At 41.9% G+C, this 15432-nt stretch carries 11 protein-coding genes; 2 read left to right on the top strand and 9 right to left on the bottom strand.

What is annotated here, in order from left to right; all coding sequences use genetic code 11:
- Positions 1-10 precede the first annotated feature (10 nt).
- From QZ576_RS00820 to QZ576_RS00790, 7 genes are all read right to left on the bottom strand, one after another.
- Positions 11-1474 (bottom strand): TRAP transporter large permease, encoded by a 1464-nt coding sequence (locus QZ576_RS00820; protein ID WP_297093417.1) that lies wholly within the window; start codon positions 1472-1474, stop codon positions 11-13.
- Positions 1474-1944 carry a TRAP transporter small permease gene (locus QZ576_RS00815; protein WP_297093416.1) on the bottom strand — a complete coding sequence of 157 codons (471 nt, stop codon included), beginning with the start codon at positions 1942-1944 and terminating at the stop codon, positions 1474-1476. The genes QZ576_RS00820 and QZ576_RS00815 overlap by 1 nt, the downstream gene beginning before the upstream one ends.
- Positions 1945-1964: 20 nt before the next feature.
- Entirely contained in the window at positions 1965-2948 is a 984-nt protein-coding gene (locus QZ576_RS00810; RefSeq protein ID WP_297093415.1) for a TRAP transporter substrate-binding protein, read from the bottom strand.
- A 42-nt stretch (positions 2949-2990) separates the two neighbouring features.
- A complete protein-coding gene (locus QZ576_RS00805; RefSeq protein ID WP_297093413.1) occupies positions 2991-3662 on the bottom strand; it encodes a bifunctional 4-hydroxy-2-oxoglutarate aldolase/2-dehydro-3-deoxy-phosphogluconate aldolase in 672 nt (223 codons plus the stop codon).
- Positions 3663-4074: 412 nt separating this feature from the next.
- Positions 4075-5175, bottom strand: coding sequence for a sugar kinase (locus QZ576_RS00800; protein ID WP_297093411.1), 1101 nt, complete (start codon positions 5173-5175; stop codon positions 4075-4077).
- A 90-nt stretch (positions 5176-5265) separates the two neighbouring features.
- The gene (gene uxaC, locus QZ576_RS00795) at positions 5266-6666 is read right to left on the bottom strand and encodes a glucuronate isomerase (protein ID WP_297093409.1); all 1401 of its coding nucleotides are present in this window, start codon (positions 6664-6666) and stop codon (positions 5266-5268) included.
- A 116-nt stretch (positions 6667-6782) separates the two neighbouring features.
- Entirely contained in the window at positions 6783-8030 is a 1248-nt protein-coding gene (locus QZ576_RS00790) for a tagaturonate epimerase family protein (RefSeq protein WP_297093406.1), read from the bottom strand.
- 322 nt (positions 8031-8352) lie between these two features.
- Between QZ576_RS00790 and QZ576_RS00785 the strand changes: the two genes are divergently transcribed.
- Positions 8353-11523: a glycoside hydrolase family 2 TIM barrel-domain containing protein gene (locus QZ576_RS00785; protein ID WP_297093405.1), complete on the top strand. Its 3171-nt coding sequence runs from the start codon at positions 8353-8355 to the stop codon at positions 11521-11523.
- 28 nt (positions 11524-11551) lie between these two features.
- Positions 11552-13858 carry a family 20 glycosylhydrolase gene (locus QZ576_RS00780; protein ID WP_297093403.1) on the top strand — a complete coding sequence of 769 codons (2307 nt, stop codon included), beginning with the start codon at positions 11552-11554 and terminating at the stop codon, positions 13856-13858.
- A gap of 40 nt (positions 13859-13898) precedes the next feature.
- Here QZ576_RS00780 and QZ576_RS00775 read toward each other — a convergent pair whose 3' ends face one another.
- Together QZ576_RS00775 and QZ576_RS00770 are read right to left on the bottom strand one after the other, a co-directional pair.
- On the bottom strand, positions 13899-14744 hold the full coding sequence (locus QZ576_RS00775; RefSeq protein WP_297093401.1) for a methyltransferase domain-containing protein: 846 nt from the start codon (positions 14742-14744) through the stop codon (positions 13899-13901).
- A gap of 173 nt (positions 14745-14917) precedes the next feature.
- Entirely contained in the window at positions 14918-15400 is a 483-nt protein-coding gene (locus QZ576_RS00770; protein ID WP_297093399.1) for a ribonuclease HI, read from the bottom strand.
- Positions 15401-15432: the final 32 nt, after the last annotated feature.

Raw genomic sequence — 15432 nt, 5'->3', positions numbered from 1 at the left:
TTTTAAGTCGTTAAAATCCCAGGCTTTGAGGCAGCCACATCGAGATTTCAGGAATGTAAGTTACCAGCAACAAACAAACGATCATTGCTATAAACATCGGTATAAGTGGTTTTATCACCGTTTCAATTTTTACCTGACTTACGCTACACCCAATAAATAACAGCGATCCAACCGGAGGCGTTCCCAAACCAACACTCAGGTTCAGTACCATGATAATTCCGAAGTGAACCGGTTCCAATCCCAAATTGGTAACGATGGGCAAGAATATAGGTGTAAAGATCAAAACTGCCGGAGTCATGTCCATAAACACGCCCACAAAAAGCAGAATCATATTGATGATCAACAGAATGACAAATTTGTTATCGCTCAGTGCCAGCAAAGCTTCACTTACGTTTTGCGGAATATTTTCATAAGCCATAATCCACGACAAACCGATACAGGTTGCTACAAGTAATAATACAAATGCCGTTGTTTTTACTGAATGTAGAATTACGGCAGGAAGGTCTTTCCAACTCAATTCGCGGTAAATAAATGCCAGTACCAGTGCGTATAAAACAGCCACTGCCGAAGCTTCGGTTGCAGTAAAGAAACCGGCCACAATACCACCTATAACGATCACCAGCATCATCAAACTCGGGAAAGCGCGCCAGAATGTTTTTAACGCATTTAACGCTCCTTTTTTATGCTTGCTTCCGTAATAGCCAATTCCGCCCAAAAACAAAGCACCGATCCCGCCATAAATAGCAGTAGCAACTCCTGCCGAAAACGCACTGTTTACTTTAATTAACCCAACAACTACCAAAGCCAACGATGCAATTACTGCAAAGAATTTACCCAGGTTGCGCACCATTCCTTTAAATCCAAAATGTTTGTACGAAAACATTCCCATTGCCACGGCCATAATCGCCAAACCGGTTAAAATACCAGGTGCATAGCCGGCAAGGAAAAGCGCCGTAATGGAAACACCACCACTGGCCAGCGAATATACAATGAGGATATTACTTGGCGGAATAGACAAACCCGTTGTTGCCGACGTGATATTCACCGCAGCACTAAAGTTTTTGTCGTAGCCTTCTTTGTTCATCTCGGGCATCATAATACTACCGATTGCCGAAGCCGACGCAGCAGCAGAACCGGAAATAGCACCAAAAAGCATATTCGCAAAAACATTCACAAACGCCAGTCCGGCAGGCCAGCGACCAACCAAAACGCGTGCAAAATTAATGAGCCGGATGGCTATCCCGCCCTTGTTCATTATATTCCCCGCCAGTATAAAAAACGGTATCGCCAGCAGTGCAAAACTATCCAGTCCCGTTGCCATTCGCTGCGCAAACGTTGTTGCTGCAGGCAGTGGCATAATGGTTACCAGCATGGTTAAAATCCCTGAAATTCCGATACTGATAGCAATGGGAACTCCGATTACAAGTAAAATTATAAAGCTTACTACAAGTACAATTACTCCTAAAAATTCCATTACTCTTCAATATTTTGGTTCAGTGAATTATCAATAGCATAATAAATAATCAGCAATCCGCTAAGGGGGACAATGAGGTAGACATAACCCAACGGTAAAGCCAGTGCAGCAGATTTTACCTGAAGGTAAAAACGTGTATAAACCAGCCACGAGCCACCAAATACCATAACGAATAAGGCAAACAAGCCAACCAGCGAATTAATAATAATCTGCAGACGACGTTTTTTGGCACCTTGCATTTTTTGCAACATCAGGTCGATGGCGAGGTGTTCGTTTTTTCCGGCCACATAAGCAGCGCCCAACATACCTACCCAAATTAGAAGGAATCCGGCCAGCTCGTCGGTAAACGAACTTGGTGCAGACAAAACATAACGGCTGAAAACCTGCCACAGCACATCGAGTACCAATATACTCATAATCGAAACCAATATGATCTCGATTACTTTATCTATTTTTTCTCTGATAGTCATAATCTTATTCTTATCGGTTTCTATTTAACGGCTTCGATGCGGCGCAGAATATCGCCCAAAACTTCGTCTTGTCTGTACTTATCCAATAACGGGGCAACTTTTTTTGCAAACAGTTCTTTGTCGGGATAATTGATTTTAACACCATTCTCCTGAACAATTCGCAACGATTCTTCTACCGATTCAGCCCAGTATTTCCGTTCCACAGGAACCGATTCGTCGGCAGCTTCCTGCAACCATTTTTGTTCCTGCTCGGTTAAACTGTTCCACACTTTTGTACTGATGATCAGCACATCGGGCACGCAGGTATGTTCATCTAATGAGTACTGTTTACAAACCTCGTAATGGTGCGAAGTATATAAACTGGGCTCGTTGTTTTCGGCGCCATCCACTACTCCACTTTGTAATGCTGTGTACAATTCGCCCCATGAAATTGGCGTTGGCGAACCGCCTAAAGCACGCACCATTTCCATGGCACTCTGACTTTTCATCACCCTGATTTTTAAACCTTTTAAATCATCAGGAGTATTTATGGGCTTGTCAATCGTGTAAAAACTACGGAAACCGGCATCGTAAAAACACAATCCACGAATCCAGTACTCTTCAGTTCCCAGCAACAATTCTTTGCCTATTTCCCCATCAAAAACTTTAAATGAATGTTCTTTCGAGCGAAAAACATAAGGCAGACCCAAGGCTTTGAATTTTGGTGTAAAACTTTCCATTACCGCAGCAGAAACTTTGGTAATTGCCAAACTTCCGATCTGCAACAACTCAACACATTGCTGCTCAGAGCCCAACTGTCCGCTTGGATAAATATCGATAGTCAGTTTTCCGCCTGATTTTTCAGCCAAACGTTCGGCCATAAACTCCATTCCCTTGTGTACCGGGTGAGTCGGGTCGAGACCGTGAGCCAGTTTTAAGACTTTATGTTGTTTGGTTTCGGTGCATCCCAGAAGAAATATCACCACAAAAACCAAAGAAAAAGCTTTAAAAATTTTAGTTCTCATTAGATAAAATTGATTTAGTGTTTCGCCATTTCGTGTGGCTTTTTATGTTGTCAGATCACTGATAATTTTCAATGCCCCGGCACATTTTTCGGTAATATATGCATAATTTTTTTCGGCCAAAACTTCTTTCGGGAACAACTGTGATCCCATTCCCACACAAGTTACACCGGCATCAAACCATTGTTTCAGGTTGGCTTCATCCGGAGAAACGCCACCGGTTGGCATTATGCTGGCATAAGGCATCGGCCCTTTTACGGCTTTAACAAAGCTTGGTCCACCCACTTGCGAACCAGGGAAGATTTTAACCACCTCGGCACCCAGTTCGTGTGCGCGGCCAATTTCGGTTACTGAACCGCACCCCGGGCTCCAGGCAATTTTGCGTTTGTTGCAAACTTTTGCAGTAGCCTCGTCGATTAACGGTGCAACTACAAAATTGGTTCCCATAGCAATATACATGGCAGCTGTTGCCTCATCAACGATTGAGCCAACTCCCATAATCATTTCGGGACACTCTTTTATTGTCCATTTATTCAGTTCTGCAAATACATCAATCGCAAAATCGCCACGATTGGTGAATTCGAACAAACGCACACCACCATCGTAACAGGCTTTTACCACTGCTTTGCAAACTTCAACATCCTGATGATAGAACACCGGCACCATTCCGGTTTCTTTCATTTTTAATGCTACTTCTATTCTTGAAAATCTTGCCATCTTATTCTTGATTCATTATTTCTTTCAATTCAACCACTTCGTTACCAGGTAACGTTTGTCCCCCCAAAAAGGGGGACAAGATTTTTCAATTTATTGAAAAATCAGGCGGTAAATATCTTTTACCTCAAAATATTTTTGGAACGGCGCTTTAATCAACTTCCTTTTATTACGGCGCATGCAATGTTTCATTTTCAAACTGCTTTTTTGGATGCGCCGTCTTCCGCAAACTCCTTTTTGTTCCCCGCCCTAAAGGACGGGGCTACCAAAATCTCATCCCTACGGGATTACTGAACGTTTTCAAAAGCGCCGTTTTTCCTTTTATTCTCTTCCCCCGAGCTAAAGCACGGGATTATTTATATTGAACTCCACCCGAATTCTACTTTTGCCTTTGTCCTTTTACCTTTTGCCTTTTTTATCGGTCAACACGCGCGCTTCCGCCGCCGATTATTTTTTCTACTTCTGATAAAGTTGCCATGGTTGTGTCGCCCGGAGTGGTCATTGCCAGTGCACCGTGTGCTGCTCCGTATTCAACAGCTTTTGCACCGTCGTTAAACTCAAGGAAACCATAAATTAAACCTGACGCAAAACTATCGCCTCCACCAACACGATCCATAATTTCAAGATCTTCGCGGTGCTGCGCTTCATGAATTACACCATCTGCATAACAAATTGCTCCCCATGAATTTACGGTTGCCGTTTTTACGGTACGTAATGTTGTGGCAATCACCTTAAAATTCGGGAATTCGGTTACGGCAGATTTTATCATGTTTTTATAACCTGTCAGATCTAACTCTTTAAGATTCTCGTCGTTACCTTCAATTTCCAAACCTAAACAAGCTGTAAAATCTTCTTCGTTTCCGATCATTACGTCCACATATTTCGCAATCTCACGGTTTACTTCCTGCGCTTTTGCTTCTCCTCCAATGGCTTTCCAAAGCGATGGACGATAATTCAAATCGTATGAAACAATGGTACCATATTTCTTGGCAATTTTCACTGCTTCGATAACCGTTTCTGCTGCCGTTTCAGAAAGTGCTGCAAAAATACCACCGGTGTGCATCCAACGAACACCCAATGTTCCAAAGATATATTCCCAATCAATATCGCCTGGTTTTAATTGCGACGCTGCTGTATTTCCACGGTCGGAAACACCTTTTGCACCACGAATTCCAAATCCTCTCTCGGTAAAATTCAATCCGTTACGAACTGTACGTCCACACCCATCGTAATCTACCCATTTCACGAATTGCGTATCCAAACCGCCCTGAAGCATAAAGTCTTCAATCAGTGCACCAACTTCATTGTCGGCCAATGCAGTTATAATTGCTGTCTTCTTTCCGAAACATCTTCTCAGGCCGCGTGAAACGTTGTATTCGCCACCGCCTTCCCAGGCGCGAAACTGACGTGTGGTTCTTATTCTGCCTTCTCCCGGATCCAGTCTTAACATTACTTCACCAAGAGAAATACAGTCGTATGTACATTCGGATTTTGATTTGATATTCAATTTTGCCATGATTTAGTTTATTCTTTTATGCAATCGATTGCAAAGATAATATTCCTCAAAATAAAATTGCATGATCGCCTAAATATCAACGTGTTTTTACTAAAAATTAAAATAAGCTTTTGCGTTATTGAAACTAATATTTTCAACCATGCTTCCCAACAGCTCCATATCGTATGGAATCTCGCCATTTTCAACATCGTTACCCAGCAAATTGCACAAGGTACGACGGAAATATTCGTGACGTGTATACGATAGGTAACTACGTGAATCTGTCAACATTCCTACAAATCGACTCAACAAACCAAGATTCGACAAACCCTGCATTTGTTTTTCCATACCATCTTTCTGATCAAGGAACCACCAGCCTGAACCATACTGCATTTTTCCGGGAACAGAACCATCCTGGAAGTTGCCGATCATAGTTGCCATCAACTCGTTATCTCGTGGATTCAGGTTGTATAAAATCGTTTTCGACAATTTATTTTCCATATCCAAACGATCCAACAATCTTGAAAGTGGTCGTGCAATATCAAAATCGCCGATCGAATCAAAACCGGTATCCGGACCAAGTTTCTTGAATAAACGTGTATTGTTGTTTCGTAAAGCGCCAATATGAAATTGTTGCGTCCATCCACGCGAGTGATCCATAATTCCAAATTCGTACAACATGCACGACTGAAACTTAACCACTTCTTCTTTAGTAAGTGTGCCGCCTTTACGAACTTTAATGAAAATCTTTTCAATTTCAGCTTCGGTGTAATCTTCTGCCAAAACTGTTTCAACACCGTGATCACTTAAACGACAACCATTCAGGTGGAAAAACTCATGACGATCGTCCAGCGCGTCCATTAAACCGCTAAAGCTGTTAATGTTAATGTTTGCAGCTTCTTCCAACTCACCCAAATAAGCATTATAGGTTGTCGCATTCTCCACAGCCATCGCTTTATCAGGCCGCCACGCCGGAAGTACATTTGTTTCAAAATCATCGGCTTTTATGGCACGATGATATTCCAGCGAATCAACCGGATCATCAGTAGTACAAATGGTATGCACATTGGCCATCTGAATGATTCCTCGGCATGAATATTCAGGTGTTTGCAATTTGGCGTTACATTCTTCCCAAATCTCTCTTGCCGTGGCCGGACTCAAAACTTTATCGATTCCAAAGAATTTCTTCAATTCCAGGTGTGTCCAGTGAAACAGCGGATTTCGCAAAGTGTGTGGCACCGTTTCGGCCCACTTTTCAAACTTCTCCCAATCGCTGGCATTTCCGGTGCAGTATTTTTCGTCGACACCGTTGGTTCGCATTCCGCGCCATTTGTAATGGTCGCCATACAACCAAAGCTGCGTGATGTTCTCATATTCTTTGTCCTCAGCGATTTCCTGCGGATTGATATGACAGTGGTAATCAAAAATCGGCATTTTAGCCGCATGATTGTGATATAATTCCTTTGCAACATCGGTTTGCAGAAGGAAATCTTTGTCCATGAAAGCTTTCATCTAATTGTGTTTTAATTCTTTCTTCACCCCTCTGTCTTCCGACATCTCCCCTCATGAGGGGAGAACTTTCTAATCAGCGTATTTTCGCTACGACCGAAAGGGTAAAATTCTATTTTTTATAAGTCGAATAATCTTTTTAAATGTCGGTCGTAGATATTTTCTTCAACGCAGGCGCCAACCACATCAGCATATTTTTCCAGCAATCCGGTGTAGCGTTCTCCCATTTCGGCAGCAACTTTGTAACCGACATGAATTAACTGACGGAAGTTTGGATTATAATCGGGATGGCCAGGAATATGACGCAAAGTGTTTCCGAATTTTTCACCCGACCAACTTTTAACCTCCTCCGCCGATGGAAGTTTTGAATCGTCGATATCAATTACATCAGCATACGGAGCACAGAGTTCATCTTTTCTGCTCAGCGCTTTTGTATAAATTTCTTTGGCTGCAGACAAACCTTCGTCGCCAGAGATGGCCAATCCAATCACTTCTTCCAACCAGGTTGTTCCTGCAGTTTTTACGTGAATTCCTTTATCGTATTTTTTAATGATATCGGCCATTATCGGGTAGATCGTAAATTTATCCGAACCGGAATGAACGCTGAGCTTCAGATCTGCCGGTAATCCAAATTCTTTAACGGCATAATCAATTACCAACACATCCTGCTCAAATTCTTTTGCAAACTGTTCCACATCGCCCACATAATCAACACCTTTATTAAAACGTCCGGTAAATTTCGGTGCAATTGTTTGTGCCGGAATATTTTCGTTGGCAATCATTTTTAAGATGAAAAACATATCCACGGGAGTTTGCGGAGTCTCAACTTCGTCCATCGAAACTTCGGTAACAAAGTTGCCTTTTCCTTTTACTGCTTCAATATGACGATATATTTTACCGGCTTCTTTAACTGCAGCCAGGTATTTTGATGCTACCTCTTCCAGTAATTCTTTGGTAATTTGAATTGATTCCTCAATACCCGGAATAGTTACCTCGTCTCCAAGCAACTTGCAGGTTTCTTTAAAAGCTGCCACATCTTCAACCGACGCCTCGTTACCGATATACATGGCCACGTCGAGCGTAAAAAAGTTACTCGGCTCGATAAAACGGTCTACGTTTCCGAGATTGATGTGATCGGCATCAACAAAATAGGGATTTTCCCAGGCCAGTGCTTTCACTGCAGCATCGGCTTCAATTCGTGTGCCCGTTGGCTCGGAATGCACAATATCGTGTTCGCGATTTGATTTATTCCAAACCGGCGTTACTGCAATTCCATTATCATTCGCTTTAATCAAGGCACGGAGCTGTGCCTCTCCTTCGTGGTTGAAGCGGTCGCCCACCCCAAAACTATATTTTCCAAATTCCATGATACAAGTCTAGTTATTAATTTTTCGAAAATTGGTTTCCGTGTACGTGCACGAAAGTAGAATTATATTTTAAATCTCACAAATATTTAATGTTTTTTAAAATCATTCCACGCTAACAAAAACACCTTTTACAATACTGTTTTTCAACACCTTAAAATACTCTACAACGAATTAATGAAGTTCAGCTATTTCAAAAACAATATACATATTGTTAACAGAGGTACGTTTTCTGAAAATTGCATCGATTTTAAACGCTCAAAAAAGTGTATCTTTGGAAATTATTAACTTAAATCAATTAGACTTTAAAATATTTTTCAAAACCATGAAACATTCGATTATCCTTTTTGCCCTCCTTTTCTCTTCTGTTTTCCTTAAAGCTCAACATCAACCGGCCGACTGGGAAAATCCCGCCGTTTTTAACATCAACAAAGAAAAACCACATGCCAGTCTTATGCCTTTTGGCTCGGTTGAAGATGCGTTAACACAAAAGCCACATCAATCGGTTTATTATAAAACACTGAGTGGAACATGGAAATTTAACTGGGTAAGAAAGCCTGCCGACCGGCCTGTTGATTTTTACCAGCCGGATTATGATGTTTCTAGCTGGAACGACATCCCTGTTCCGGCCAACTGGGAACTGGAAGGTTATGGTGTGCCTATATACGTGAATCATCAATATGAATTTTCGGATTACAAGCGACCTGTGTCGCCTGAAATGAAATTTGTGGACGAGATTTATCCGGCCGAACCGGGCAAAGTGCCACACGATTATAATCCCGTGGGATCATACCGCAGAACGTTTACCGTACCTGAAAGCTGGAATGGCCGCCAGGTTTTTATACAGTTTGGTGCTGTTAAATCAGCCTTCTATTTATGGATTAACGGACAAAAAGTGGGCTACTCACAAGGAAGTAAAACACCGGCAGAGTGGGATATTACAAAATATTTGAAAGAAGGTGAGAATGTTATTGCAGCAGAAGTTTACCGTTGGTCTGACGGTTCGTACCTCGAAGCGCAGGATTTTTGGCGCATCAGCGGAATTGAACGCGACGTGTATCTGTATTCTACTCCTAAAGTTCGCATCCGCGACTTTTTTGCCAAACCCGATCTGGATGCCGAATACAAAAACGGAGTATTTAGTCTTGATGTTGATTTGAGTAATCACACTTCAAAACTGCGATCGGGTAACTATACCGTAAAATACAATATTTTAGATGCAAGTGGTTCTTCGCTGTTAAGCCGCGAACAGGAAGTAAAAATCAATAAAAAAGAAAATGCCGCTGTTCATTTTTCGGCAGAACAAATAAGTAGTGTTAATAAATGGACTGCAGAAACACCAAATTTATATTCGCTCGTAATTAGTTTGATCGACGAGAACGAAAACACGGTTGAGGCCGTTAGTTCTAAAATTGGTTTCCGCAAAATTGAGATCATCGATGCAGTATTTCATGTAAATGGTGTTCCGGTTACGATAAAAGGTGTAAACCGCCATGAGCACGACCAATACAAAGGTCATGTGGTGAGCGAGGAAGCAATGATAAAGGAAATTGCCTTGATGAAACAATTCAATATTAATGCGGTGCGCACCAGCCACTACCCCAACGACGAACGTTTTTACGATCTATGCGACAAATACGGTTTATATGTTACCAACGAAGCCAACATCGAATCGCACGGAATGTATTACGGAGAGCATTCGCTGGCCAAAAAAACTGAATGGACACCGGCACACGTAGACAGGAATATGAGAATGGTTGAGCGCGATAAAAACCATCCGAGTGTAATTGTTTGGTCGATGGGAAATGAAGCCGGCGACGGTGAAGTTTTTACTGCAGTTTATAAAGCTATAAAAGAACGCGATCCGTCGCGCCCTGTTCATTACGAGCGTGCCATTATGGGCGACAATACCGATATTTTCTGTCCGCAATATCCAAGCGTTCAGGCACTGGAAAATTACGGATCGAAACACCAGACCAAACCCTATATTTCAAGCGAATATTCGCACGCCATGGGAAACAGCAACGGTAACCTGGTTGATTTGTGGGACGTATTTAACCGCGACAGAAACGACCAGCTCCAAGGCGGATACATTTGGGACTGGATCGATCAGGCACTGGTAAAAACAGCCGACGACGGCACTGAATTCTGGGCTTACGGTGGTGATTACGGCGAAGATATGCCAACCGACTACAACTTTGTTTGTAATGGAATTATTTCAGCTGATTACACACCACATCCTGCCATGTGGGAAGTAAAATACGCTTACCAGAACATAAAATTCGAGCAACTAAGCAATGGTTACAGAATTACCAATATGTTTGATTTTGTTGATTTGAGCGATTACGAGATCAGCTGGACATGCACCCGCGACGGTAAATTCTACAGCTCCGGTGTTTTGGAAAACATCAATCTTAAACCGGGAGAATCAACAGACGTAGATATTAATGCAGGAATAAAGGTTGACTTTAGCGATTTGGAACCTCATGAATTCTTCATCGATTTTTCGGTAAAACTTAAGGAAGATAAACCGTTTAGAAAAGCAGGTTTTGAAGTAGCACACGAACAGTTTCCTGCTAATATAGAAATGGTAAGTTCAGGTGAAGAACAAACAAATTCGCCTGAATTAAAACTGAAAGAAACCAATACTGGTTTTACAGTTCAGGGACAACAATTCATTATTACATTTGATAAAGAAACAGGTACAATTTCATCGTATAAAATGAACGGAACGGAGTTGATTCAAAAAGGTCCGCAGGTGAATTTCTGGCGCCCTGCCAACGATAACGATAAAGGCAGCAACATGCTGGGCCGCCTTGGCGTTTGGCGCGAAGTATCAAGAAGCCTAACACCGGAAACGGTTGCTGCTGTGAAAACCGATGACAACAAAATTTACCTGACAACAAAATACAATTTTGAAAATATTGAGGCATCACAATCAGTAGTTCAGGCGATTGATGGAAACGGTAAAATTGAGGTTACCAACACTTTTGAAACCTCGAATAACGAACTCCCAAACATTCCGAGAATTGGCATGCGCTGGGAAATGCCTGTGAATTTCGATAACCTGAAATACTTTGGTCGCGGGCCACACGAAAACTACATCGACCGCAACCACAGTGCGTTTGTGGGAATTTACGAAAGCAAGGTGGCCAATCAGTATTTTAAATACGTTCGTCCACAGGAAAATGGTTATAAAACTGATGCGCGCTGGTTCGAGTTGAGAAACGAAAACGGGCTGGGTTTAAAAATATCAGGCGACCCGGTGATTGGATTCTCAACCCTGCATAATCCGATTGAAGATTTTGATATGGAGGACAGCAACGACTACCGCCATACCAACGACATTGTAAAAAAAGACGGTGTGTTTATTTGCACCGATTTGCTACAAATGGGAGTTGCCGGCGACAACTCGTGGGGTGCACAACCGATGCAGAAATACCAAATCCCAGCAAAAGATTACCAGTATAGTTTTACCATCGAGCCGATATTTTAATTCATAGAAATCAAAAAAAGATATAATAATGAAGCGACTAACTATTTTACTCGTAACGATGACCATCAGTTTGGGAATTTTTGCCCAGGCTGCCGACATCGTTCCAAAGCCGGTTTCGGTGGTAAAAAAAGACGGTGTGTTTAGAATTACCAACAACACCAAAGTTCTTTTTGAGGCCTCGAACGAAATTGAAGAAGATTTTGCCGATCTGGCAAAAGAGCTGTTAAAAAGTGCAACAGGCACCACTCCTGACTTTGTTGCGCCAACAGCACAAAAAGAAGACAATATTCTTATCCAGCTTAACAATCCACTCGATACCAAAATCGGCAACGAAGGTTACACGCTTTCCATTCAAAAGGACCGTGTATTTTTGAATGCGAACACGACTGCCGGTTTATTTTATGGTATGCAAAGCATTTGGCAATTATTAACGTCAACCGATGGCACTACCCTGCCCTGCATGGATATTACCGATTATCCTCGTTTTGGCTGGCGCGGTTTGCATCTTGATGTGTCGCGGCACTTTATGCCAGTTGAGTTTATTTACAAATACATCGACTACATCGCGCTGCACAAAATGAATGTGTTCCACTGGCATTTGGTGGATGATCAGGGTTGGCGAATTGAAATAAAAAAATACCCAAAACTCACTGAAGTTGGCGCCTTCCGCGCCGACCGTGAGGATTTGGACTGGAACTCAAGAAAAGAACCGGTTAAAGAAAACGAACCAAAATATGGCGGTTTTTATTCGCAGGAAGACGTGAAAGCCATTGTTGAATACGCCCATAAAAAACATGTAACGGTAATTCCGGAAATTGAAATGCCGGCTCACGTGATGTCGGCGCTTGCTGCCTATCCTGAGTATTCGTGTACCGGAGAATACAAACCGGTTCCTCCGGGCGGAGTTTGGCCAATCACACATATTTTCTGTGCCGGCAAAGAAGAAACGTTTAACTTTTTGGAAGATGTACTGACAGAAGTTATGGGACTTTTCCCGTCAACCTACATTCATATTGGAGGCGACGAAGCCACAAAAACAGAATGGGAAAAATGTGAGCTCTGCCAGAAACGGATGACCGACGAAGGTTTAAAAGATGAACATGAATTGCAAGCCTATTTTATTAAACGAATCGAGAAATTTCTGAATAAAAACGGCCGTCAGTTGATTGGTTGGGACGAAATTCTTGAAGGCGGTCTTGATCCAACAGCAACAATTATGTCGTGGCGTGGTTCCGATCCCGGAATCCGGGCTGCAAAAGCCGGTCATGATGTGGTTATGTCGCCAACCTCGCACTGTTACTTCGATTATTACCAGGGCGATCCTTCACTGGAGCCAAAAGCTTTTGGTGGTAATATCACTCTGAAAAAAGTATACAACTTCGAACCTGTTCCTGCAGAGTTGAGCGTTGAAGAAGCTAAACATATTATTGGTGCACAAGCCAATATCTGGACAGAATATATGCCCAACGGACGCCATGTGGAATACATGATCATGCCTCGAATGAGCGCGCTTTCGGAAGTGTTATGGTCGCCAAAAGATTCGAAAGACTGGGGAGATTTCTCGAAAAGAATGGAAAGCCAGTACAAACGTTTCGATAAACTGGGAATCAACTATGCAACAAGTGCGTTTCAGGTTTCAGCTAGACCGGAATTGGATCCTGCAAACAAGGCTATAAAAGTTTCATTGAACACCGATGCCTGGGATCCGGATATTTATTACACCACCGACGGATCGGAGCCAACCGTACAATCAAATAAATACACACAACCGTTTACCATCAGTAAATCGGGAACAGTAAAAGCTGTAGTTATTCAGGATGGGAAACAGAAATCGCAGCCACTGGCCACTGATTTTACTATTCATAAAGCCATTGCTTGTAAAGTGGATCAAAAGTATCCAAACAGCAAAAGCTATGAATCGACCGGAGAATATGCGCTGGTTGATGGAATCAAAGGTTCTAAAGACCACCACGACGGCAACTGGAAAGGATTTAATGCCAAAGACCTGGTTGCAACAATAGATTTAGGCCAGTCGCAAACCTTCTCAAAAGTGAGCACCGGTGTACTTCAGGATAACGGAGCATGGATTTTTTACCCGACACATGTTACGGTGGAAGTTTCGGAAGATGGGCAGAACTTTAATAAACTAGGGACGGTAAAAAATAAAGTAAGTGCAAGAGACGGAGAACGCCAAATACAAGACCTGGTGCTAAATAAAAAAGGCACGGGGCGTTATATCCGTGTTACCGCAGCGCATTTAACTAGCTGTCCGAAAGGACATGCCGGCGAAGGCCAACCCGGGTGGTTATTTGTTGATGAAATTATTGTAGAGTAAAATATTCAAAGGGCACGATTTCAGATCGTGCCCTTTCTTTCTATTTCTTTTTACGGGCAACTGTAAACGTTACATGCTCTCCGCTAAACAGGTCTCCCCCCGGTAAAACATCTTTGTAAAAATCAACGTTTTCCCATTCGTTTTCAGCCAACAGCTTTTTCAAGCCTGAATGTGCAAAAAAGTGAGTCCAGAAACGATAGAGATCAACACTTTTATTTTCATCCACGATCTGATGCTGATATAGAATTACCTTTTCCTTTTCATATAAAAACGACTGCGAAAGCGCAAGATAAGGCTCCTGTTTCCAGAAACCAGATTCAGCAACTTCCCAGTTTTTGGGAGCCACTTTTTTAGGCAGTTGCTTGTCGTTTAACACATCGAAAATAAAAGTACCTCCATGTTTTAGAACGTTATGAATAAAACGAAGTAACCTTATTCTGTCTTCGGGTAGTAAAACTCCAAGATCAGTATAAATCAACAAAACCAGATCAAAACTTTGTTCCGGCAATTCCAGTTCCAGGTAATTTGCTTGTAGGTAATTTATTTCATGTCCATCTTCTTTTGCCTTCTTTTTTGCGAATTCGATAGAATTTTTTGAGAAATCAACTCCGGTTACATTATGGCCTTTTTCGGCCAGCATTGTTGAATATAAACCGGGGCCGCAGCCCAAATCAAGGATATTCAGTTTTTCGCCACCTGAATTTTCTAAAATCCAGTCCACCGTATTTTTTATGGTTTCCGGTTTGCGACTTGCCAGGTCCACATTTTCGTTCAGATGTACTTGTAATAGTTGTTTCGAGATGTGTTCATCGGTCCACATTACTGCAGTTCCGGGTTCGTATAAATTGGGTTTTTGGATGTTCGCTAATAATTTATTGAGTTTCATTTTCTTACAATTTAAAATGATTGAATGATTTTAATAATAAAAAATGCCACAAGCAGAAGTTTTGCCTGTGCACTAATTAGCTCCGAACGGAGCGCTTTCGATATGTAATCTCAATAAATGAAGTGATGCAAAGTTAAAAAACTAATTTCAAACTAAGTGCAGATTCTTAAAATTTAGCAGCTTATATCATTTCGCAACGCTTTTCTGGAAGCCTTGTCGACAACTGTAAAGATGCGCTCAATTTCATTTTTTAAACGCACTGGCCGGTGTCCCTGAACTTTAACAATCTCGCAGTTTAAAGAATCAAACACTTTGTAAAACTGTTTATACAAGTCGGTATTTTTCAGCGGGTTCCCGCTTTTTGAACAAAAATTTTTATCCTCCAATCGGTGGCGTCGCTCCACAAGCTGCATAATATTCTGCGAATCGGTATAAATAATTACTTGTTGACCACCCGGTTGCAATTCAGCTAAAGCCCAAAGCAGAGTTTGCAGTTCGAGCCGGGTAGATGAGGTATTCTCAAAACGTTTCGTTTGAACACGCTGCTTTAAATTTTCGGCATCCATTTCGTTCTCATCGAGAACAAGGCAGGCACCAAAACCAATTTTTGATTGCACATGCACACTTCCATCGGTAAATAAATACAGCTTTCCCATTTTTCAATACTACTAAAAATAATTAAAGCCCG

Origin of the sequence: uncultured Draconibacterium sp., assembly GCF_913060805.1 — a bacterium.
In the GTDB taxonomy this organism is placed as follows: Bacteria; Bacteroidota; Bacteroidia; order Bacteroidales; family Prolixibacteraceae; genus Draconibacterium.
The sequence above is the reverse complement of the archived record's forward strand: the minus strand, read 5'-3'. Positions and strand labels throughout refer to the sequence as shown.